At 68.9% G+C, this 19662-nt stretch carries 18 protein-coding genes; 8 read left to right on the forward strand and 10 right to left on the reverse strand.

Annotation, left to right across the window (positions count from 1 at the left end):
- Window position 1: 1 nt before the first annotated feature.
- The 4 genes from R8G01_00110 to R8G01_00125 form a co-directional block, all read right to left on the reverse strand.
- Window positions 2-1168 carry an acyl-CoA dehydrogenase family protein gene (locus tag R8G01_00110; protein ID MDW3212370.1) on the reverse strand — a complete coding sequence of 389 codons (1167 nt, stop codon included), beginning with the start codon at window positions 1166-1168 and terminating at the stop codon, window positions 2-4.
- Window positions 1165-3123 carry a biotin carboxylase N-terminal domain-containing protein gene (locus R8G01_00115; protein MDW3212371.1) on the reverse strand — a complete coding sequence of 653 codons (1959 nt, stop codon included), beginning with the start codon at window positions 3121-3123 and terminating at the stop codon, window positions 1165-1167. Before R8G01_00115 ends, R8G01_00110 begins: the two co-directional genes overlap by 4 nt.
- 75 nt (window positions 3124-3198) lie before the next feature.
- On the reverse strand, window positions 3199-4824 hold the full coding sequence (locus tag R8G01_00120; protein MDW3212372.1) for a carboxyl transferase domain-containing protein: 1626 nt from the start codon (window positions 4822-4824) through the stop codon (window positions 3199-3201).
- The gene (locus R8G01_00125; GenBank protein MDW3212373.1) at window positions 4821-5432 is read right to left on the reverse strand and encodes a TetR/AcrR family transcriptional regulator; all 612 of its coding nucleotides are present in this window, start codon (window positions 5430-5432) and stop codon (window positions 4821-4823) included. Before R8G01_00125 ends, R8G01_00120 begins: the two co-directional genes overlap by 4 nt.
- A 65-nt stretch (window positions 5433-5497) precedes the next feature.
- Here R8G01_00125 and R8G01_00130 point away from each other — a divergent pair, with 65 nt between their 5' ends.
- From R8G01_00130 to R8G01_00140, 3 genes are all read left to right on the forward strand, one after another.
- Window positions 5498-6046, forward strand: coding sequence for a DUF1697 domain-containing protein (locus R8G01_00130; GenBank protein ID MDW3212374.1), 549 nt, complete (start codon window positions 5498-5500; stop codon window positions 6044-6046).
- A 139-nt stretch (window positions 6047-6185) separates the two neighbouring features.
- On the forward strand, window positions 6186-6800 hold the full coding sequence (locus R8G01_00135; protein MDW3212375.1) for a sigma-70 family RNA polymerase sigma factor: 615 nt from the start codon (window positions 6186-6188) through the stop codon (window positions 6798-6800).
- Entirely contained in the window at window positions 6797-7234 is a 438-nt protein-coding gene (locus R8G01_00140; protein ID MDW3212376.1) for a hypothetical protein, read from the forward strand. Before R8G01_00135 ends, R8G01_00140 begins: the two co-directional genes overlap by 4 nt.
- Before the next feature lie 12 nt (window positions 7235-7246).
- Here R8G01_00140 and R8G01_00145 read toward each other — a convergent pair whose 3' ends face one another.
- Window positions 7247-8242 (reverse strand): S8/S53 family peptidase, encoded by a 996-nt coding sequence (locus tag R8G01_00145; protein ID MDW3212377.1) that lies wholly within the window; start codon window positions 8240-8242, stop codon window positions 7247-7249.
- Entirely contained in the window at window positions 8172-8900 is a 729-nt protein-coding gene (locus tag R8G01_00150; protein MDW3212378.1) for a hypothetical protein, read from the reverse strand. The genes R8G01_00145 and R8G01_00150 overlap by 71 nt, the downstream gene beginning before the upstream one ends.
- A 45-nt stretch (window positions 8901-8945) precedes the next feature.
- Here R8G01_00150 and R8G01_00155 point away from each other — a divergent pair, with 45 nt between their 5' ends.
- Together R8G01_00155 and R8G01_00160 are read left to right on the forward strand one after the other, a co-directional pair.
- Complete coding sequence (locus R8G01_00155; protein ID MDW3212379.1) at window positions 8946-11450, forward strand: CHAT domain-containing tetratricopeptide repeat protein; 2505 nt, start codon at window positions 8946-8948, stop codon at window positions 11448-11450.
- Window positions 11451-11479: 29 nt separating this feature from the next.
- Complete coding sequence (locus R8G01_00160) at window positions 11480-12352, forward strand: DNA-formamidopyrimidine glycosylase family protein (GenBank protein MDW3212380.1); 873 nt, start codon at window positions 11480-11482, stop codon at window positions 12350-12352.
- A gap of 18 nt (window positions 12353-12370) precedes the next feature.
- Here R8G01_00160 and R8G01_00165 read toward each other — a convergent pair whose 3' ends face one another.
- The 4 genes from R8G01_00165 to R8G01_00180 form a co-directional block, all read right to left on the reverse strand.
- Window positions 12371-13303 (reverse strand): LPXTG cell wall anchor domain-containing protein, encoded by a 933-nt coding sequence (locus R8G01_00165; GenBank protein MDW3212381.1) that lies wholly within the window; start codon window positions 13301-13303, stop codon window positions 12371-12373.
- A 142-nt stretch (window positions 13304-13445) separates the two neighbouring features.
- The gene (locus tag R8G01_00170; protein ID MDW3212382.1) at window positions 13446-14996 is read right to left on the reverse strand and encodes an AMP-binding protein; all 1551 of its coding nucleotides are present in this window, start codon (window positions 14994-14996) and stop codon (window positions 13446-13448) included.
- On the reverse strand, window positions 14993-15496 hold the full coding sequence (locus R8G01_00175; GenBank protein MDW3212383.1) for a hypothetical protein: 504 nt from the start codon (window positions 15494-15496) through the stop codon (window positions 14993-14995). The genes R8G01_00170 and R8G01_00175 overlap by 4 nt, the downstream gene beginning before the upstream one ends.
- A 132-nt stretch (window positions 15497-15628) precedes the next feature.
- A complete protein-coding gene (locus R8G01_00180) occupies window positions 15629-16684 on the reverse strand; it encodes a hypothetical protein (GenBank protein ID MDW3212384.1) in 1056 nt (351 codons plus the stop codon).
- 377 nt (window positions 16685-17061) lie between these two features.
- Between R8G01_00180 and modA the strand changes: the two genes are divergently transcribed.
- The 3 genes from modA to R8G01_00195 are packed head-to-tail and all read left to right on the forward strand — an operon-like array spanning window position 17062 to window position 19660.
- Window positions 17062-17796 carry a molybdate ABC transporter substrate-binding protein gene (modA, locus tag R8G01_00185; protein ID MDW3212385.1) on the forward strand — a complete coding sequence of 245 codons (735 nt, stop codon included), beginning with the start codon at window positions 17062-17064 and terminating at the stop codon, window positions 17794-17796.
- Window positions 17793-18608 carry an ABC transporter permease gene (locus tag R8G01_00190; protein ID MDW3212386.1) on the forward strand — a complete coding sequence of 272 codons (816 nt, stop codon included), beginning with the start codon at window positions 17793-17795 and terminating at the stop codon, window positions 18606-18608. The genes modA and R8G01_00190 overlap by 4 nt, the downstream gene beginning before the upstream one ends.
- Complete coding sequence (locus R8G01_00195; GenBank protein ID MDW3212387.1) at window positions 18605-19660, forward strand: ABC transporter ATP-binding protein; 1056 nt, start codon at window positions 18605-18607, stop codon at window positions 19658-19660. Before R8G01_00190 ends, R8G01_00195 begins: the two co-directional genes overlap by 4 nt.
- Window positions 19661-19662: the final 2 nt, after the last annotated feature.

Here is a 19662-nt window from a genome sequence, read left to right on the forward strand (position 1 = left end):
TTCAGGCGCCGATGATCGAGCGCTTGGCGACCTCTTCGAGCATGACCTCGGTCGCCCCGCCGCCGATCGGCAGGATGCGGGCGTCGCGGTACATCCGCTCGACCGGTGTCTCGCGCATGTAACCCATGCCGCCGTGGAACTGCACGCAGTCGTACATGATCTGGTTGACGATCTCGGCGCCGAACGCCTTGACGCCCGACATCTCCTTCACGTTGTCGCGGCCGGGGCCCATCACCTCGTCGCCGAGCCAGGCGGCGTGGTACATCGAGGCCCGCACCGCGTCGAGCTTGGCCTGGTTCATCGCCATCCGCTGCCGGATCGCCCCGAGGTCGTACAGATGGCCGTCGAACGCCGTGCGCTCCTGGGTGTACGCGAGCGTCTGGTCGATCGCCGCCTGCGCGGCGCCGACGCCCATCCCGACGAGCACCATGCGTTCGTTCTGGAAGTTCTTCATCGTCTCGTAGAACCCGCGATGGACCGTGCCGAGCACCTGGTCGTCGGCGATCCAGACGTCGTCGAGTACGAGTTCGGCGGTGTCGGAGCAGCGCCAGCCGTGCTTGTCGAGCTTCTTCGACACGGTGAACCCCTCGGTGCCCGACGGCACGAGGAACATCGTGATCCCGTACTTGTTGTCGGGGTCGGTCTTGGCGGCGACGATCGTCATGTCGCCGTAGACGGCGTTGGTGATGAACGTCTTGGTGCCGTTGATGCGCCAACCGTCGCCGTCCTTGACCGCCTTGGTGCGGATACCGGCGACGTCGGAACCGGCGTCGGGTTCGGTGACCCCGATCGACAGGATCGTCTCGCCGGTGAGCATGCCGGGCAGCCACTGCTCGAGCTGTTCGGGTGATGCCGAGTTGACCAGATGTGGGCCGGCCATGTCGGTGTGGACCAGCACGGTCACGTCGAAGCCGGCGAACGTCGAGGCGCCGAGCGCTTCGGAGAACACGGCCGAGGCGAGCATGCCGAAGCCGAGACCGCCGCGCTCCTCGGGCACCCGCAGGCCGAACATGCCGAGCGCGCCCATCTGCCGCAGGACCTCGCGGGGGACCTTGCCGTCGGCCTCCCACTCGTCGCCGTGTGGGATGACCTCCTTGGACACGAACTCGACGGTCTGGTCGTAGATCGCCTGGAGTTCGTCGGTCATGTAGATGTTGCGGTGCGTCATGGCGCTGGCTCCCGGGAGTCGGAATCGGAGTCGGAATCGGTGTCGGAATCGGTGTCGAAGGTGACGAGGGCCTGGTGGGAGGCGACCTGGTCGCCGACGGCGACGGTCACGTCGGCGACGGTGCCGTCGACCGGCGAGCTGAGCGTGTGGAGCATCTTCATCGCCTCGATGACGATGCACGTGTCGCCGGCGGTGACGGTCTGCCCGGGCTCGACGGCGATCTCGGCGACCGACCCGGGGAACGGGGCGACGACGGCATCGCCGTGCGCTGCGCCGCTGACCGCCTCACCCGCCCACACCTCGGAACGCTCGGGAACCCGGAAGTGATGCGGGTACCCGTCGATCGCGATCGTGAGCCGGCGCTCGTGGGTGACGGCGCCGCGGCACGATCCGAGCGGATCGACCGGGAACCGGTCGGGGGCGACCTCGTGGAGTTCGCCGTCGATCGATCGCACGGTGGTCGGGATGCTCGGTCGATGCGGTGTCAGCCGGAACGGAGTCAGGTGGGTGAAGAGCGACGGCCGCCCAGCGCTCGGCTGTCCGATCGCGTGCCACGCGGCAGCGGCGTAGGGCGCTGCCGGAGCCGGGTCGGCCGGGATCGGGGCCTCGTCGAGGAAGCGGGTGGTCACCCGTCCGTCGATCACCGGCTGCTGATCGACCAGCCACCGGTGGAACGGCCCGGTCGTGACCACACCTTCGATCCGGAGGCCGTCGAGCCATCCGCGCAACGTGGCGAGTGCCGCCGGTCGGTCGGTGTCCCAGACGATCAGCTTGGCGATCATCGAGTCGTAGAACGGGCTGACCTCGTCGCCTTCCCGTACCGCGGCGTCCCATCGGAACCTGCCTGGTGGGCGCCGATCGGGCTGGTCGGTGTCGTAGCCGAGCCGGAGTCGTTCGACGGCGCCGATGTCGGGGCTGAAGTCGTTGGCCGGATTCTCGGCGTTGATGCGGCACTCGAAGGCGTGACCGGTGAACGTGACATCGGCCTGGGTGATCGGGAGTCGTTCCTCCCGCGCCGAGCGGATCATCAGTTCGACGATGTCGAGACCGGTGACCTCCTCGGTGACCGGGTGCTCGACCTGGAGCCGGGTGTTCATCTCGAGGAAGAAGAACTCGCCGGTGGTGTCGTCGACGATGAACTCGACGGTGCCCGCCGAGTCGTACTCCATCGCGACGGCCAAGGCCACGGCGGCGTCGTGCAGGCCCGTACGGGTTGCGTCGGGCAGGTTCGGCGCCGGCGCCTCCTCCAACACCTTCTGGTAGCGGCGCTGCACCGAGCACTCTCGGGTGCCGAGGTGGACGACATTGCCGTGCCGGTCGCCGACGACCTGGACCTCGACGTGACGGGGTCGCTGGATGTAGCGCTCGACGATCATCGCGCCGTCGCCGAAGTTACGCTCTGCCTCGGTGGACGCCTCGGCGAGCGCGGCGGCGAACCCGTCGGGGGAGTGGACGATACGGATGCCCTTGCCGCCACCGCCGGCCGCCGCCTTCACGAGCACGGGGAAGCCGATCCGCTCGGCGGCAGCGGCCAGATCCGCGGGGTCCTGCGACTCGTCGAAGCCGGGGATGATCGGCACGCCGGCGTCGGCGGCGATGCGTCGGGCCTCGATCTTCGAACCCATCCGCTCGACGGCGACCGGATGCGGGCCGATCCATCGGGCGCCGGCGTCGACGACGGCCCGAGCGAACCCGGCGTTCTCGGCGAGGAATCCGTAGCCGGGATGGACCGCGTCGGCGCCGGTCTCACGGATCGCGTCGAGCAGTCGCTCCTGCGACAGGTACGACTCGGCCAGCGACGCCGGCCCGAGCCGGTACTGCACGTCGGCTTCCTGCACGTGGGCGGCGGCGCCGTCGGGATCGCCGTACACGGCCACCGTCTCGTGGCCGAGCCGACGCGCGGTCCGGATCACCCGGCGGGCGATCTCGCCCCGGTTCGCGATCAGGATGCGCATCTCAGCGCTCCCCGGCTACGCAGGCCGTGGTCGGCCGCTCGCTCGTGCTCGTGTGAGGGTTCGGCGTCGTCATGATTACATCCGGTACACGAGACCGTTGGCCGGCTTCGGTTCGTCTTGGCGGGCGGCGAGGGCGAGGCACAGGCCGAGGGCGTCGCGGGTCTGTTCGGGTTCGATCAGGCCGTCGTCCCAGAGTCGGCTGGTGGCGTAGTACGGGTTCGATTGCGTCTCGTACTGGTCGCGCACCTCAGCGCGCAATGCGGCGATCTGGTCGTCGGTCGTGTCGCCGCCCTTCATGCCGGCGAGCCGGATGTCGACCAGCACGGTCTCGGCGGTCTCGGCCGACATCGTGGCGATCCGCGAGTTGGGCCAGGCGAACAGGAACCGTGGCTGGAACCCACGGCCGCACATGCCGTAGTTGCCGGCCCCGTACGCGCCGCCGATCAACACCGTGTAGCGAGGTACGGTGGCGTTGGCGACGGCCGCGACCATCTTGGCGCCGTTCTTGGCGATGCCGCCGGCCTCGGAGTCGCGGCCGACCATGTAGCCCGAGGTGTTCTGGAGGAAGACGAGCGGGACCCGCCGTTGCTCGCACAGCTCGATGAAGTGCGTCGCCTTGAGCGCGGCCTCGGAGAAGATGATGCCGTTGTTGGCGATGATGCCGACGAGGTGTCCGTGGATGCGGGCGAACCCCGTGACGATCGACTCGCCCCAGTCGGGCTTGAACTCGTGGAACCGCGACCCGTCGACCAGCCGGGCGATGATCTCGATGCCTTCGAAGGGGATGCGGTCGTCGGCCGAGATCACCCCGTACAGCTCGCCGATGTCGTAGGCGGGTGGCTCGACATCCGGGGTCCAGTCGAGCCACGGCTGACGCTGGTCGATGCGGCGCTGCGACGTGGTTTCGCAGATCTCGCGCAACTTGCCGTACGCCTCCTGCTCGCTCTGGGCGATGTAGTCGCTGACGCCGGACGTGTAGGTGTGGAGCTGGGCGCCGCCGAGGTCGTCGGGTTCGATGATCTCGCCGAGCGCGGCCTTGACGATCGGTGGGCCACCGAGGAAGATCCGGCCGATGCCCTCGACCATGATCACCTCGTCGCTGAGCGCCGGCACGTAGGCGCCACCGGCGGTGCATCCACCGAGCACGACCGAGAGCTGCGGCAGGCCGGCCGCCGACAGCCGCGCCTGGCGGTAGAAGGAGCCGCCGAAGTGGTCTTTGTCGGGGAAGATCTCGTCTTGCAGCGGCAGGAACGCGCCGCCGGAGTCGACCAGGTAGATGACGCCGAGGTCGTTCTCGAGCGCGATGTCCTGGGCCCTCACGTGCTTCTTGATCGCCATCGGCACCAGCGAGCCGCCCTTGACGGTGGCGTCGTTGGCGATGAACATCCACGGCACCCCGTGCACCACACCGATGCCGGTGACGATGCCGGCGCCCGGCACCTCGTCGTCGTACTGACCCCACCCGGCGAGCGTGGAGAGCTCCATGAAAGCGGTGCCCTCGTCGATCACCATGTCGATCCGGTCGCGGACCATGACCTTGCCGCGTGAGAGGTGGCGTTCGATCGAGCGGTCGCGGTTGTGGCCGCCGTCGATCGCCCACTGCTGGCGTTCGCGCAACGTGACGGCCTCGCCGACGTTGTGTTCGAAGTTGGTGGAGAACCGCTCGGAGGCCGGGTCGATCTTGGAGTGGATCGGTCTCATGCTGCCGCTCCGGTCCAGAACTGCCGGGCGATGGCGTCGGCGAATCGGTCGAGGGTGCCTCGGTCGGGGTCGAACCACTCGACGGAGGAGTTCATCGCGCCGAACAGTGCGAGCCGGGCCACGGTGATGTCGATGTCGGCCGCGACGGAGCCGGTTCGCTGGAGATCGTGGAGCAGCTCGGTCCACCTCGCTTCGTAGGCGTCGCGACTCGGGACGAGCGAAGCCCTGACCGAATCGGGTGCGGTGCGGAAGGTCACGACGTGTGCCGCGGTGTACGGCCCGTTCTCGAACAGCGCCGACAGGTGGGCGCGGGTGTGCGCCACGATCCGCGGGAACGGCTCGGCGTCGCCGTGCGTCGCCTCCGCTCGATCGAATGCTTCGTGCATGACGTCGAGCCCCCGTTCGAGGATCGCGGTCAACAACTGGTCCTTCGACGAGAAGTGGTAGTAGAGCGACCCGGCCTTCATCCCGACGACTTCGGCGAGCTGCCGGAGCGACGTGCCCTCGTACCCACGTTGGAGGAACAGGTTCGCGGCCTCGTCCATGATGCGCGATCGGGCGGGCTCGACCGCCGTGTCGGCGGCGATGTTCGAGGCGGCGAGCGACATGATCGCAACCTACCTAACGTCCGTTAGAACGTCAAGGCGAGCTTCCCACGTGCTACGAACGGGTCATGTCGTCCGAGCCCCACGTCGCGCTGCTCCGAGGGATCAACGTGGGGGGCCACAAGATGATCCCGATGGCCGAGTTGCGCGCCGCGCTCGAGTCGGCGGGGATGAGCGACGTCCGCACCTACATCCAGAGCGGCAACGTGGTGTTCTGCCCGGCCGGTGCGGCCGCCGGGGAAGCCGACCTCGTGGACGCGGTGCGATCGGTGGTCGGCGACCGGTTCGACCTGGATGTTCCGGTCGTCGTCCGGTCGCTCGTCGACATCGAACGGATCGCCGGCGCCCATCCCGACGCGGGCCGAGAGGTGCCGCCGAAGTGGTTGCACGTGTATCTGCTCGATCGATCCGCCGACCCGGCGGATGCGCCCGATCCTGGGCGTTTCGGTGACGATCGGCTGGTGGTCGACGGGCGCGAGATCTACGCCGCCTACCCGTCGGGATCGGGACGATCGAAACTCACGCTCGACATCGTCGAGCGCTCGTTCGGCGTCACCGCAACCGCTCGCAACCTGTCGACGCTGGCGGCGATCGTCGCGCTCGGTCGCCGTGTCTGACCGTCGGTGAGCTGCATCCGGAGGTCGACCTCCCGAGAAATTCTCGAAGATCGCGTATCAGTGGGCGGCCTCGCGACTCTGTGTCCTGTATGGGCCCGACACCACTGCTGCTGGTTCCCACCGGCGTAGAGTCGCCGGTATGGCGTCTGAGCCGCGGTTTTCGCCCGATGACTCCCTCGCCGACCTGGTTGCCGGGGCCCTCGACGGTCATGGTGCTGCCTGGAACGCCTTGGTCGGCCGACTCGAACGCGTTGTGTGGAAGTCGGTCAACATGATGACCACCGATCGCGAGGTACGCGACGATGCATTCGCGGCGACCTGGCTCCGACTCGCCGAGCGCCTCGACGGCATCCGCGAACCCGAGAAGCTGCCAGGTTGGTTGACGACCACCGCGACCAACGAGGTCCGACAGATCGTGCGGCAACGACACCGTCAAGACCTCTCCATCACCGAGTCGTGGTCGTCGTCGAGCGGCATCGGTGACCTCGTCGACACGCTCGTGGGTGACGACGGTGAACATGCCGACGAACTGATGGCCGACGAACGGCGTCGCCACGTGCGCGCAGCGTTCGGACGGCTCGACGAACCGTGCCGCGAGATCATCACCGTGTTGGTGCTGGCCGATCCGCCAGTTCCGTACGACGAAGCGAGCGATGCGCTCGGTCGCCCGATCGGTTCGCTCGGGCCATCGCGTCGCCGTTGCCTCGACAAGATGAGGACACTCCTCGAACCCCCACCAGGAGGTACGCCATGAGCGACGCGCCCGACGCTTCGATGCTCGCCAGGATCAGCGAGGCGTTCGACTCGCTGGAGCCGATCCCGCCACACCTCACGGATGCCGCGCAGGCGGCGTTCACGTGGCGACGGGTCGACGCCGAACTCGCCGACCTGCTGTTCGACTCGGCGAACCACGAACTCGTCGGCGTGCGCGGCACCACCTCCGATCGTCGCTCGTTCCGTTTCGGCCACGGCGACGCCGTGATCCGCGTGCATCTGACGCAAGCCACGATGATCGTGATGCTCGAGCCACCGATGTCGGTGGGGTGCCGGGTCACGAGCCAGGACGCCACCGAGGAGCACCGCACGGACGAGTACGGCGAACTCGCCGTCGACGCGCCGGAACTTCCGGCCCGCATCGAGGTCGACCTGCCGGGCGGCACGGTCGTCACCCCCTGGATCAGCGGCTGACGACTCGCCCGCTCACGGCGTGTTGACGACCGTGCCGAGGCCTGGATAGCGGAAGTGCCCAGGGCGGTCGAGGAGCCACGCGGCCGCGTCGCCCGGCCGACCCTCGGTGTTGCGACCCATCCACTCCCAGGCGATGGCGGCGGCGACGATCGGCCCGGAGAACGACGTACCGCTCCACACGGCCCAACCGTCGAAGTCCTCGCCGTCATGGCTGGCGTCGTCGCCGAGGTCGAAGAAGGTCGACACGACATCGACGCCCGGAGCGCACGCGTTCACCCACGGGCCGTGGTTGGTGAACGGGGCCGGCCCGTGTGGCCCGAGGGCACCGACGCCGATCACGTTCTCGAACGATGCGGGCCAGGTGGGTCGGCACGACGCGTCGTTGCCGGCGGATGCGACGAAGACCACACGGTCGCGGATCAGGTCGCCCGCCTCGTCACCGTCGCCGTTGTAGCGCGCCTGGATCGTCGCGATCGCCGACGCGATCGCGATCGGCGGGTCGTCGTCGTCACAGAACCCACCGAACGACATCGTCACGATGTCGAACGGCGGCTCCGGGTTGCCGTCGTTCGGGAACTGCTCGAGCAGCGCCTTGGCGATCGCCGCGTCGTCGGTGTCGCCGTACGAGCTCAACGCCCGGACGCAGGTGACTGCCGCGCCCGGTGCCAGGTTGGCGACGATGCCGGCGATGAACGTGCCGTGGCCTGCCGCCGGGTCGAGCACGCGGTTGCCGTCGCCATCCCAGACATCGCCGTTGGCGTCGGGGTCGGGCGGAGGTGTCGGGATCACGCACTTCTCGAGCAGTTCGAGCGCTCGTTTCGCGCTCGGTGTGGCGTCGGCGGCGGTGGCGCCGGCTCGGAAGATGTCGGTCGATCCGCCCGTGTCGACGACGAGCACGTTGCAGGAGACGTCGGGGCGTGCTCGACGGCGCGACAACTCATCGGCGGTCGGAGCGACCGCCGGTGCGGCAGTCGACTCGCGCGGGCTGACGATCTGGCCGGTCCACACCCCGCAACTCGCCTCGCAACCGCAGCCGCCGGGATATGGGGTGCCGCCGGGGTAGGGGGTGCCGCCGGGGTAGGGGGTGCCGCCGGGGTAGGGGGTGCCGCCGGGGTAGGGGGGTGCCGCCGGGGTAGGGGGTGCCGCCGGGGTAGGGGGTGCCGCCGGGGTAGGGGGTGCCGCCGGGGTAGGGGGTGCCGCCGGGGTAGGGGGTGCCGCCGGGGTAGGGGGTGCCGCCGGGGTAGGGGGTGCCGCCGGGGTAGGGGGTGCCGCCGGGATATGGGGTGCCGCCGGGGTAGGGGGTGCCGCCGGGGTTCGGCGCTCCGATCGGATGCGCGAAGAGCACGTGGTTCACGCGCGCCGAGAATCCTTCGGATCGGAGCTCGAGCGCCACTGCGACGGGGTCGGGGATGCCGCGCACCAGGACGAGGTCGTGGGGGGACGTCTCGGCCCCGTCGGTCTCCGTCTGCGCCTTGTCGGTCGGCGTTCGTCGATCGATGATCACCTCGACATCGAGATCGTCGACGTCACGGCCGAGCCGCACGGAGATCTTCTGCAGGGCGGCCCGGGTCGAGATGACCTCGTTCGGCCGGTACGCGAAGTGCGAGTCGGATCTCCCTGCCCGGAACTGGACGCGACGATCCCACGGCGTGTTCGGCTGCTTCATGATGGCCCTTTCGACGTCGGACTTCTGGCCATGAGAGCATGACACGTGGCCGACGGCGGACCGAACGATTATTGCCAGACCGAGTATTGGGACCGGCTCGTCCAGCGCGGGCCGGCGGCCGCGCTCCGGAGCGTCGAGGAGGTGTTGGCCGACCCGGACGTCGCCGACGACGCCAGGGCGCTCGCCCACAACTCGGCTGCTCGGTCGCTGTTCGAGCTCGGTCGTGTTCGAGATGCCCTCGCCGCAGCACGCTCTGCGATCGACATGGCGGCCGACGCCGGCCCCGAGGTGAAGTCGATCGTCGAGATGTCGAGTTCGGTCGTACTGGCCGAGGCCGGGTTCGTCGACGAGGCGCTCGGTGGATTGGAAGCGCTCGCCGCCGCCCATGGCGGGGTCGATCTCGGGCGGGTTCGTTTGCAGATCGGCTATGTCCTGCACCACGCCGGTCGCCTGCACGAGGCCCTGGCGGAGTTCGATGTCAGCGAGCGGCTCTTCCTCCACGGCGGCGAGCTCCGCGACCGGCTTCGGGTCCACCAGAACCGTGGCCTCGTACTGCTGCAGCAGGGGCGGCTCAACGAGGCTGCCTCCGACTTCGAGCGGGCGGAGGCCTTGGCGCTCGAACTCGGCATGATCGCGGCCCAGGCGCAGAGCGTGACCAACATGGCCGTCCTCCACGGACGTGCACGGCGGTTGACCGAGTCGATGCAGGCGTTCGATCGGGCGTTCGATCTCTTCGAGCAGGCGGGCAACCCGGCTCGTATGGTGGCCTTGGCCGAGATCGACCGTGCCGAGGTGATGATGCACTCGGGTCTCCTGCTCGACGCGATCGACGCCTGCCGGGCTGCACTCGAACTGGTCGAGCCGAGCGGCAATCGGATCCTGCTGGGTGACGCCCACCTGATGGTGGCGCGCGCCGAACTCGCCGCAGGACATCTCCGAGCGGCGACCCAATCGGCGTCGCGCTCGATCGAGATCTTCGGTGCGTCGGGTCGGCCCGACATGGTGCCCCAGGCCAAGGCGATCGCTCTGACGGCCGTGTTGCTCACCGAACGAGCGCCGGATCGGGTCATGCCGATCCTCGGCGAGGTCGCGGTGGTGGTCGGCCTGCTCCGTGCCCACGGCTGGCAGGCCAGCGCCGACGAACTCGCGCTCGTCCGAGTGCGGGCCGGCCTGCGGCATGGACTCGTCGACGAGATCCGGCCCGACATCGACGAGCTGCGATCGGGGGTGACCGACGGACAGCGACAGACCGTCCTGGCCGGCTGGTTCGCCGAGGCGATCGGTTGCTCCCTGGCGGGCGACACCGTCGGCGCCCTCGCCGGGTGCCGGACCGGCCTCGACCTGGTCGACGACATCGTCGCCGAGGCGACCACGCTCGAGCAGCGGTCGGCTGCGATGCGGCTCGGCCACGATCTCAGCCAGTTCACGATCGAGCTGGCGGTCGACATGGGCGACGCCGACACCGCACTTGCCGCTGCGGAGGGGACCCGAGCCCGCGCGCTACACGACGAACTCGCGGGCGGTGAGCGTCACCGCCCGTTGACGGAGTCGGGTGCGCAGCGGCTTCGCGGTGAGCTGGCCACTCGACTCGGTACCCGTGTGCTCATCGAGTGGATCGTCGTGCGCGACCACGTGTGGGCGGTCGTGTTCGACGCCGACGGCAGTCGGCTGGTCAGGGTGGCGGATCGTGCCGAGGTGACCAGGGCGCGCGATCGGGTGGTGATGTGGCTCGACCTCGCTGCGGCCGAGCCCGACGAGTCGAGCGGCCGGGCGCTGCGCGCCGGACAGACCCTCGACGAGTTGTTGATCGCCCCGCTCGAGCTGCCGAATGATGTCGGGGTCGTCATGGTGCCGGTCGATCTCTTGCACGGCATTCCGTGGTGCGGGTTGCCGAGCTTCTCGGCTCGCCCCGTCTCGATGACACCGAATGCGCAGGTGTGGATGGAAGCCGATCGTCGGGCCGCCGGCGCCGTCCGGTCGGTGAGCGTCGTCGTCGGTCCGGAGTTGACCGAGAGCGACACCGAACTGGCGGCGATCCAGCGTTGGTACCCCGGTTCGGCAGTGGCGTCGGGCCCGAGCGCGACCGCGCACACGGTGCGTTCGATGTTCGCCGGTTCCGACCTCGTGCAGATCGCGGCGCACGGGAGGTTCCGCTCCGACCATCCGCTCCTGTCGACGCTCGATCTCCACGGAGGTGAGGCGACGTTGTACGAGGCGATCCCCGACCGTGTCAGGTCGAAGTTGGTCGTGCTCTCGAGTTGCGAGGGGGGAGCGCAGGGCACCGCCGATGGTTCGGAGGTGCTCGGGATGTCGGCGGTGTTGCTCGCGCGCGGTGCCTCGACGGTGATCGCACCGCTGACGGTGGTGCGCGAACTCGAGTGCGCCGAGTTCATCGCCGACGTCCACGGCGAGCTGGCTGCGGGTGAACACGTGGCATGCGCGCTCGCCAACGTTCGTGGACGCTGGCTCGCCGACGACGACCTCAGCAGGTGGGCGGTCGCGTCGTCGTTCGGTTGCTTCGGGTCGGGGGCCGTCGTCGTCGCCGGGTAGTACCGGCGGCGGCGCCGTACGATCGAGCCGTGCCCGAAGGTGACACGCTGCGACGGCTGGCCGACAAGATCACGCACCGGTTCGCCGGCGCACGCGTAGAGCGTTCGGTGATGCGAGATCCTCGGCTCGCGGGCGTCGATCTGGCCGACTCGAGGCTCGTCGATGCCGACGCGTACGGCAAACACCTCTTCGTCCGCTTCGATGACGGCCGCTCACTGCACGCCCACCTGCTGATGACCGGCGGGTTCGAGGTCGGTGCGCCGTCGCGAGAGTCGACGTGGCGTCGGCGGGTCGAACTGTGGTTGGAGTCCGGGCGCCTGACCGGTGTGGCGGTGCCGATCCTCGGCATGATGCCGACGACGGCCGAGCACGAGATCACCGATCATCTGGGCCCTGACCTGTGCGGTCGGTCCGGTCCGCCGGAGATCCCCGAGATCGTCGAGCGGCTGCTCCGGGCGCCCGACGAGCCGGTCACCGGAGCGCTGCTCGACCAGCGCAACGTCGCCGGGTTCGGCAACGTCTACGTCAACGACGTGCCCTTCATCACCGGTGTCGACCCGCAGCAACCGGTGGGGAGCATCGACGGTCTCGACCAGATGGTCGCGATCGGCGTGGCGCTGATCCGCACCAATGCCGATCGAGGCCCGCAGAACACGACGGGCCGCCGGCTCCACACCGATGCACGATGGGTGCACGGGGTGGGTCGGCGGCCATGTCCGGTGTGCGGCGAGCGGTTGCGTTACGAGAGCGAGGAGCAGACGCCGTGGCGACGTTCGATCACCTGGTGCGGGAGCTGTCAGCCGCTCAGCGATCGGGCGGTGGTCGACCTACGTCGAACCCGTCGCCTGATCGGATTGCACCCAGCGGTGAAGCAGGCGGTCTTTCCGCCCGCTTCACCGTGACGTCTGGGACGACGAACTTCAGGCGATGGCGTGCTCGCGGCGGGTGCTGAGCACCATGACGCCGCCGATGAGGAGCATCAGTGCGCCGATGGCCATCATCGTGTTGGTCGTTCCCGGACCGGTCTTGGGCAGTTGGGCCAGGACGGTGGTCGGCGAGTTGCTGTCCGTGCCGACCGTGGTCGGGGGAGAGGCCTCGACCGAGGTCGTCGTGCCCTGGTAGCAGTTCGGGTCGTCCGGCGGCAGCTCCGGGTCCCATTCGCACGGCAGCGTCGTCGTGGTGGTCGGCCCGCCGCTTTCCGACACGGTGGTCGTCGTCTCGGCCACGGTGGTGGTGGTCTCGGCCACGGTGGTGGTGGTCTCGGCGACCGTGGTGGTCGTCTCGGCCACGGTGGTGGTCGTCTCGGCGACCGTGGTGGTGGTCTCGGCCACGGTGGTGGTGGTCTCGGGGAGCGTGGTGGTCGTCGTCGTGGTGGTGGTCGACTCGTCGCCGTCGCACAGGTGGGAGAGCACGAACCTCACGTTGCCCGAGCTCGTGTACCCGCCGGGTGTGATCTCGGCCTCGGAGCCGAATGCCACGAGATCGCCGAGGGAGTATCCGGCCGGCACGGCGACGAACACGTTGTCGGCCTGACCGCCGTTGGAGATGATGTCCGATCCGTCGAAGTCGATGATCGTGCCGCCGAGGTTCAGGCTGATCGTGACGAACGCGTACGTGCCGTCGTTCGGTGCGATCACGAAGTGCCAGTAGTCGCCGACCGAGGAGGGGCAGTCGTCACCGACGTCGGCCCCGCTGTTGGACAGCGGAACGAAGTCGGTGTCCTCCAGACCGGCGACCGGATTCCCGGTGACGCCGAGGGTCAGTGCGATCGCTCCCAGGAATGCCAGCACGACCCCGATGATCGTGCGTGGGTGGCGGCGCGTATCGCCCGGATGCAGTGCGTTTGGTGTCATAGCGTGATCTCCCGTGTTCATCGAACGCTTACCGTACCCATGGAGGCACACGCAAGGTCAAGCAATACCAAAATTCTTGACAGCTTGGTGAATTCCAGGATGACCGAACCACGCCGAGCGTTGACGCTGGCGCTCGGTGTGGTCAGTTTTGGTCGCGCAGAAAGCGTCGGAGGATCTTGCCGCTCGCCGACTTCGGGATCTCGTCGGTGAACTCCACGAGGCGGATGTGTTTGTAGCTCGCCAGGTGTTCGGCCACGTGTGCTTTCACCTCGTCCTCGGTGAGGTCGGTGCCGGGCTGCGCGACGACGTAGGCCTTCGGGAGTTCGCCGGCTTCGACGTCGGCCACGCCGATCACGGCGACGTCGGCGATCTTCGGGTGCGAGATCAGCAGCGCTTCGAGTTCGGCCGGGGGCACCTGGAAGCCCTTGTACTTGATGAGTTCCTTGACCCGGTCGACGATCGTGACGTGATGGTGTTCGTCGATGACGGCGACATCTCCCGTGTGGAGCCAGCCGTCGTCGTCGATCGTGTGCCGCGTCGCTTCGTCGTTGTTGAGGTACCCGGTCATCACCTGTGGGCCGCGAACCCAGAGTTCGCCCTCGGCGCCGACATCCTGATCCTCGCCGGTCGCGGGGTCGACGAGGCGGCACTCGGTGTTGGGCACCGTGATGCCGGACGTGCCCGATCGGAAATCGCCGACGACGGTGCAGTGGCTGACCGGGCTGAGCTCCGTCATGCCGTACCCCTGGACCACCTCGCAACCGACCCGCGCCGCGGCTTCGGCGGCCAGTTCGGCGCCCAGCGGCGCGGCGCCCGAGAAGATCTGCTTGAGCGAACCGAGGTCGAACTGCTCGACCATCGGATGCTTCGCGAGTGCCAGCACGATCGGTGGCACCGCGTAGAAGCGGGTGACCTTGCGTTCCTGCACGATCGTGAGCGCCTGCTCGAGATCGAAGCGCGGCATGGTGATCACCGTCATGCCGGTCGCCAGCGAGGAGTTCATGAGGACCTGCATGCCGTAGATGTGGAAGAACGGCAGGAACGACAGCGCTGCCTCGCCCTCGTCGTCGACCTGGATGCAGGGTTCGCACTGGGCGATGTTGGCGACCAGGTTGCGGTGCGTCAGCATGACGCCCTTCGGGAGGCCGGTGGTGCCCGACGAGTAGGGGAGCACGACGACGTCGGCGGCGGGGTCGATCGGTGCCTGGGCGATCGGCTCGCCCATCAGGGCCATGGCGTCGCCGACGCCCTCGCCGCCGTCGAGTGAGAGCACCTCGCTCACGCCGGTTCCCTCGATCGCCTCGAGTGCGGTCTCGGCGAACACGCCGACCGTGATCAGCATCGAAGCTCCTGCGTCCTGGAGCTGGAACCTGACCTCTTCGGCGCCGTAGGTCGGATTGATCGTGGTGATCGTTCCGCCCGCGACGGCGACCGCGTGGAACACGATGGCGTACTCCGGGATGTTCGGCGCCATCAGCCCGAGCGTGTCGCCCTTGCCGAAGCCTCGTTCGGCGAGTCCACCGGCGAACCGGTGGATCAGATCCTTCAGTTGGGCGAACGTGTAGGTGCGTCCCGACGGCCCGTCGATCACGGCGGGGCGGTCCGGATGATCGACGGCCCCACGGAGCACGTACTCGGTGACCGGAAGTTCGGGAATTTCGACGTCGGCGAGCGGGCTCCGGTGGATGATCATCCCGTCGACACTACGTGCTCGCCGATCCGGTCGAGAAAGCGTTGTGCCGCCATCGCCGACTCCTGGCGCCACAGTCCGACCGGGTCGTCCGGCGGCCCGACCGTCAGCGCGTCGAGGGCCGGTCGAAGTAGGGCACGTTGGCGGTCGACGAGGTCGCTCGCGTCGATCCCGGCGCGCTCGTTCAGCCGGAGTTTGAGGAGGAACTCGATGCGGAGATCTCGCACGTGTTCGACCGGTTCGGCGAGCCACGTTCGGGTCGTGTCGAGCCCGGCCGGCGTCGCGGTCAGCGTGGCGCGCCGTTCGCCGTCGCGGCGGGTGATCGATCCGGCGTCGACCAGCCGCTCGATCGCTCGGTACGTGAGCCCGCGGCTCAGCGACCAGATGCGCCCGAGGTCGCCGTCGGGCCGCAGGAGCTTCACGAGCGTCCAGCCGTGAGTGGGACGTTCGGCGATCGCGGCCAGGCAGACGTGGTCGGCGAGAGAGCCGGGCGGTCCGGACATGGGCGGAGTCTACGACGCTGCGATGCGATAGTCAGAAACTGACTATCGAGCGCTCGGTTTCGTCGGCGGTCCCGATGTCGTGCTGACTTCGCCGAACGTCCCGCCGGCGCCGACTCGACGAGATGGTGTCTGTCAGCGCTCTTCTGTCACCTGCAGCTGCCGGGCGTGGTTCCCATCGTTCTCCTCACAGATGCCGGAGTTCGACCGGACCCAGAGGGTGACGTCGTGCGATCCCGCACCCAGTCCCTCGAACAGCATGGTTCCGATCAGTGCCTGACGGTCGCTGTCGGCTCCGGTGATGAACGCCGAGCGATCCGGGCCGACGCCGCCGTCGGCGCTGACGCCGTCGACTCTGAGTTGGTACTCGCAGAAGAGTCCTCCGGTGCCGCGCTGGTGGGTGTTGAGGTCGAGGCGGATGACGGTGTCGTCGCTCACCTTGTCGAACGATCCGACATCGCGAACCTTCTTGAAGGTGAACGCCCCCGTTGAGAAGTCCACGGGGGCCTCGCCGGACCACGTCAGCAGTGTTCGCACCGGATCGAATCGAACGGCGGCCTCTGCCTTCGTGTAGACGTCGGCGCTGTCGGCCTTCGCAGCGACGGCGGCGTCGACTTCGTCCTCTGTGTAGTAGCGGTCGTCGTGGTCGTGGTCGACCGTGTAGCCGACCACATCGACGAGAACGTCGGCTCTGGCGGCGCCCGATGGCATGAACACCCACACTTGGAGCTTGCCGTCGCCGGACAGATCGACCGTGGCGGCGTTGGGTTCGACCGAGCCGGCCTGGAAGTTGACCGTGCTGGTCGTCGGTGAACCGGCGGCGCCGCCCTCTCGCAGGGTCAGGAACCCCTGATCTGTCGGCAACACCACGGTCACGTTGACGAGCACGGCAGTGGCCCCGGCGGGTACGACGGTCTCTGTGGCGGTGCCGGTATCGGTTGCGACGTCGACCTCGCCCGTGACCTGGAGCTCGCGTGGGGCGTCCTTGGTGAACGCCCCGGCGAGCCCGAGTGCGGTGCGTGTATCGAGGATTCGCTTGGCGTCGACCGTGACGGTGACGGGCTTGTCGCCGGAGCCGCTCGACGCCTGCGCCAGGCCGATTCCGCCCCCGCCGAGCGTGATGGCGATCGCGGCGCCGATGGCACTCCAGCGCGTGCGCGAGATCTCTGATCGTGAGTTGTCGGATGTCATTGTTCGGTCCTCGATCGCAGGTGATGAGCGTGCGCCGGATCCCCGTCCGGATGACCCGACGTTAATCGTCTGCGCCCGGCAGGTGGTGGAGCGATCGTCTGCTCGGTGACGGTGTGGTGTCCGGCGGTCGTCACTTCCGACTCTCGCTCGGAGCTCGCCGTCATCGCGAGCGGCCCGCCCGGCTCAGACGAGAAGCCGCTCGAGCGGCACGTGAGCCCGCGGCTGAGCGACCCAGCCTGGCGAGGACCGGCCAGGGGAGTCGGACGACCCGGGGAGTCGGACGACCCGGGCGAGTCGGACGACCCGGGCGAGTCGGACGACCCGGGCGAGTCTGCGGCGCTGCGGTGTGATAGTCAGAAACTGACTATCATTGCCCCATGCACCGAACACGGTCGTCGGCCGTTCGCCTGATCGGTGTCGTGGCGGGACTGATCGCGGTCGTGGCATCGTGCGGCGGTGACGAGCGCGTCGTCGTGTTCGCCGCTTCGTCGCTGACCGACGTGTTCGAGCGTCTCGAACTCGAGTTCGAGGCAGCTCACCCCGACGTCGACGTGATCGTCAACGTCGCCGGTTCCTCCTCGCTCGTCGCGCAGTTGGCCGACGGCGCCCCGGTCGATGTCCTCGTCACCGCCGACCAGGACACGATGGCGACGGCGGTGGCGTCGACCACGATGGCCGGTGACCCGGTCGTACTGGCTCGCAACGAACTCGTGATCGTCGTCGAGCGGGGAAATCCGCTCGCGATCGGATCGCTCGACGACCTCTCCGACGACGTCGTCGTCGTCCTCGCCGCACCGGACGTGCCCGCCGGCGCCTACTCGCGTGCGGTATTGGCGTGTGCGGGCGTCGACGTCGATCCGGCGTCGCTCGAACAGAGCGTCCGGTCGGTCGCAGCCAAGGTCGCGCTCGGTGAGGCCGACGCCGGCCTCGTGTACCGCACCGACGTGTCCGACGATCTCGATGCCGTCGAGCTGCCCGACGCCTGTCAGGTGACCGCTGACTACCCGATCGTGGTCGTCGTCGACGCACCGGCCGCCCGCCGGTTCGTCGAGTTCGCGACCGGGAGCGCCGGAGCCGATGCGTTGTCCGACGAGGGCTTCGTGCTGCCGTGACCGCCACGACGCGAGGACGGCCGAAGCTGCCGATGTCGGTGATCGTCCTCGGCCTGCTCGGGGTCGCGTTCTTCGTGATGCCGTTCATCGGACTGCTGATCCGTGCTCCCGTCGGGTCGATCCCAGATGTGCTGGTCGACGACGGCGTCCGCACCGCGCTGGTGCTCTCACTCGTCACGTCGGTGACGACGACCGCCCTGGCGATCGTGCTCGGCGTGCCCGTCGCATGGCTGCTCGCCAGGAGTGCGCTGCCGGGCCGCAGGTTCGTCCGGGTGCTGTGCACGCTCTCGATGGTGCTGCCGCCGGTCGTCGCCGGCGTTGCGCTGTTCCTCGCGCTGGGTCGGCGCGGCGTGATCGGTGAACCGCTCGACGATGCGTTCGGCATCACCTTGCCGTTCACGATGGCGGCCGTCGTCGTCGCCCAGTTGTTCGTCGCGATGCCGTTCCTCGTGCTGACCGTCGACGCTGCGCTGCGCGCGCTCGACCCGGCGGCGGAGGATGCCGCGAGGACGCTCGGCGCGAGCGAATGGTACGTGTTCCGCCGGGTGACGGTGCCGTCGATCCGACCGGCGCTGGTCTCGGGCATCGTGCTGACCTGGGCCAGGGCGCTCGGTGAGTTCGGAGCGACGATCACGTTCGCCGGCAGCCTGCCCGGCGTCACGCGCACGGTGCCGCTCGCGACCTACCTCGCGCTCGAGAACGACCCGGAGCAGGCGATCCTGCTCAGCCTCGTGCTCGTCGCGGTGTCCTTCATCGTGTTGTTCGGCCTGCGCGAGCGTTGGGTGGGCGCTGCGTTCGGGGCGCGGCCGTGACGTTGACGGTGCAGGGTGCTGTGCAGCTCGACGGGTTCCGGGTCGACATCGACCTCGAGGTCGGTGCCGGCGAGACGGTCGCGCTGCTCGGGCCGAACGGGGCCGGCAAGTCGACCGTGCTCCGGGCGATCGCCGGATTGATCCCGCTCACGAGTGGCCGGATCGAACTCGACGGCACGCCGTGGGATGCGCCGGAGGTGTTCGTGCCGCCGGCAGGTCGACGTGTCGGCGCCGTGTTCCAGTCGTACCGACTGTTCGATCACCTCGACGCCCGCGAGAACGTCGCGTTCGGTCTGCGTGCCCGTGGGATGCGTCGCGGAGACGCCCGTGCGGCGGCCGTTGCTGCGCTCGATCGCCTCGGGGTCGCTTCGATCGCCGACCGGTACCCCGCGGATCTGTCGGGCGGGCAGGCGCAGCGGGTCGCCGTGGCACGGGCACTCGTGGGCGACCCGTCGGTCGTGCTGCTCGACGAGCCGATGGCGGCACTCGACGTGTCGGCACGGAGTGCGGTACGCCACGAACTCGCCGACTGGCTGGCGGCGGTGGGGGCGTCTCGTCTGCTCGTGAGTCACGATCCGGTCGACGCGCATGTGCTCGCCGACCGTGTCGTGGTGCTCGAGGCCGGAGCCGTCACGCAGCGGGCGCGCCTGTCGGAGCTGGCCGCCGCACCGAGTTCGGCGTACATCGCCGACCTCGTCGGGACCAACCTGCTGCGGGGGACCCTCGCCGGCGGAGCGTTGCAGGTGGCGAACGAGGTCGTCATCCACGTCGGTGCCCACGACGCGCCCGACGGCCCGGTGATCGCAACCATCCGTCCGGCGGCGATCGCACTGCACCGTGACCATCCCGAGGGCAGCCCACGCAACGTGTGGCAGGCGGAGGTCGCCGGCGTCGAGCGTGCGGACGACCGGGTGCGCGTCCGGATCGGCGGCGACCTGGATCTCGTCGTCGAGGTCACCGCTGCCGGATTCGGATCGCTCGGTGTCGATGTCGGCGACACGATCTGGGCGTCGGTCAAGGCGTCCGAGATCAGGGTCGTCGCCGACGCGTGACG

This window comes from Ilumatobacteraceae bacterium, from assembly GCA_033344875.1.
GTDB lineage: Bacteria > Actinomycetota > Acidimicrobiia > Acidimicrobiales > Ilumatobacteraceae > Ilumatobacter.

Coding starts and splice junctions, on each gene's coding strand:
- R8G01_00110 (MDW3212370.1), bottom strand. CDS start 1,168: ATGACGCACCGCAACATCTACATGACCGACGAACTCCAGGCGATCTAC.
- R8G01_00115 (MDW3212371.1), bottom strand. CDS start 3,123: ATGCGCATCCTGATCGCGAACCGGGGCGAGATCGCCCGCCGGGTGATC.
- R8G01_00120 (MDW3212372.1), bottom strand. CDS start 4,824: ATGAGACCGATCCACTCCAAGATCGACCCGGCCTCCGAGCGGTTCTCC.
- R8G01_00125 (MDW3212373.1), bottom strand. CDS start 5,432: ATGTCGCTCGCCGCCTCGAACATCGCCGCCGACACGGCGGTCGAGCCC.
- R8G01_00130 (MDW3212374.1), top strand. CDS start 5,498: ATGTCGTCCGAGCCCCACGTCGCGCTGCTCCGAGGGATCAACGTGGGG.
- R8G01_00135 (MDW3212375.1), top strand. CDS start 6,186: ATGGCGTCTGAGCCGCGGTTTTCGCCCGATGACTCCCTCGCCGACCTG.
- R8G01_00140 (MDW3212376.1), top strand. CDS start 6,797: ATGAGCGACGCGCCCGACGCTTCGATGCTCGCCAGGATCAGCGAGGCG.
- R8G01_00150 (MDW3212378.1), bottom strand. CDS start 8,900: ATGAAGCAGCCGAACACGCCGTGGGATCGTCGCGTCCAGTTCCGGGCA.
- R8G01_00165 (MDW3212381.1), bottom strand. CDS start 13,303: ATGACACCAAACGCACTGCATCCGGGCGATACGCGCCGCCACCCACGC.
- R8G01_00170 (MDW3212382.1), bottom strand. CDS start 14,996: ATGATCATCCACCGGAGCCCGCTCGCCGACGTCGAAATTCCCGAACTT.
- R8G01_00175 (MDW3212383.1), bottom strand. CDS start 15,496: ATGTCCGGACCGCCCGGCTCTCTCGCCGACCACGTCTGCCTGGCCGCG.
- R8G01_00180 (MDW3212384.1), bottom strand. CDS start 16,684: ATGACATCCGACAACTCACGATCAGAGATCTCGCGCACGCGCTGGAGT.
- modA (MDW3212385.1), top strand. CDS start 17,062: ATGCACCGAACACGGTCGTCGGCCGTTCGCCTGATCGGTGTCGTGGCG.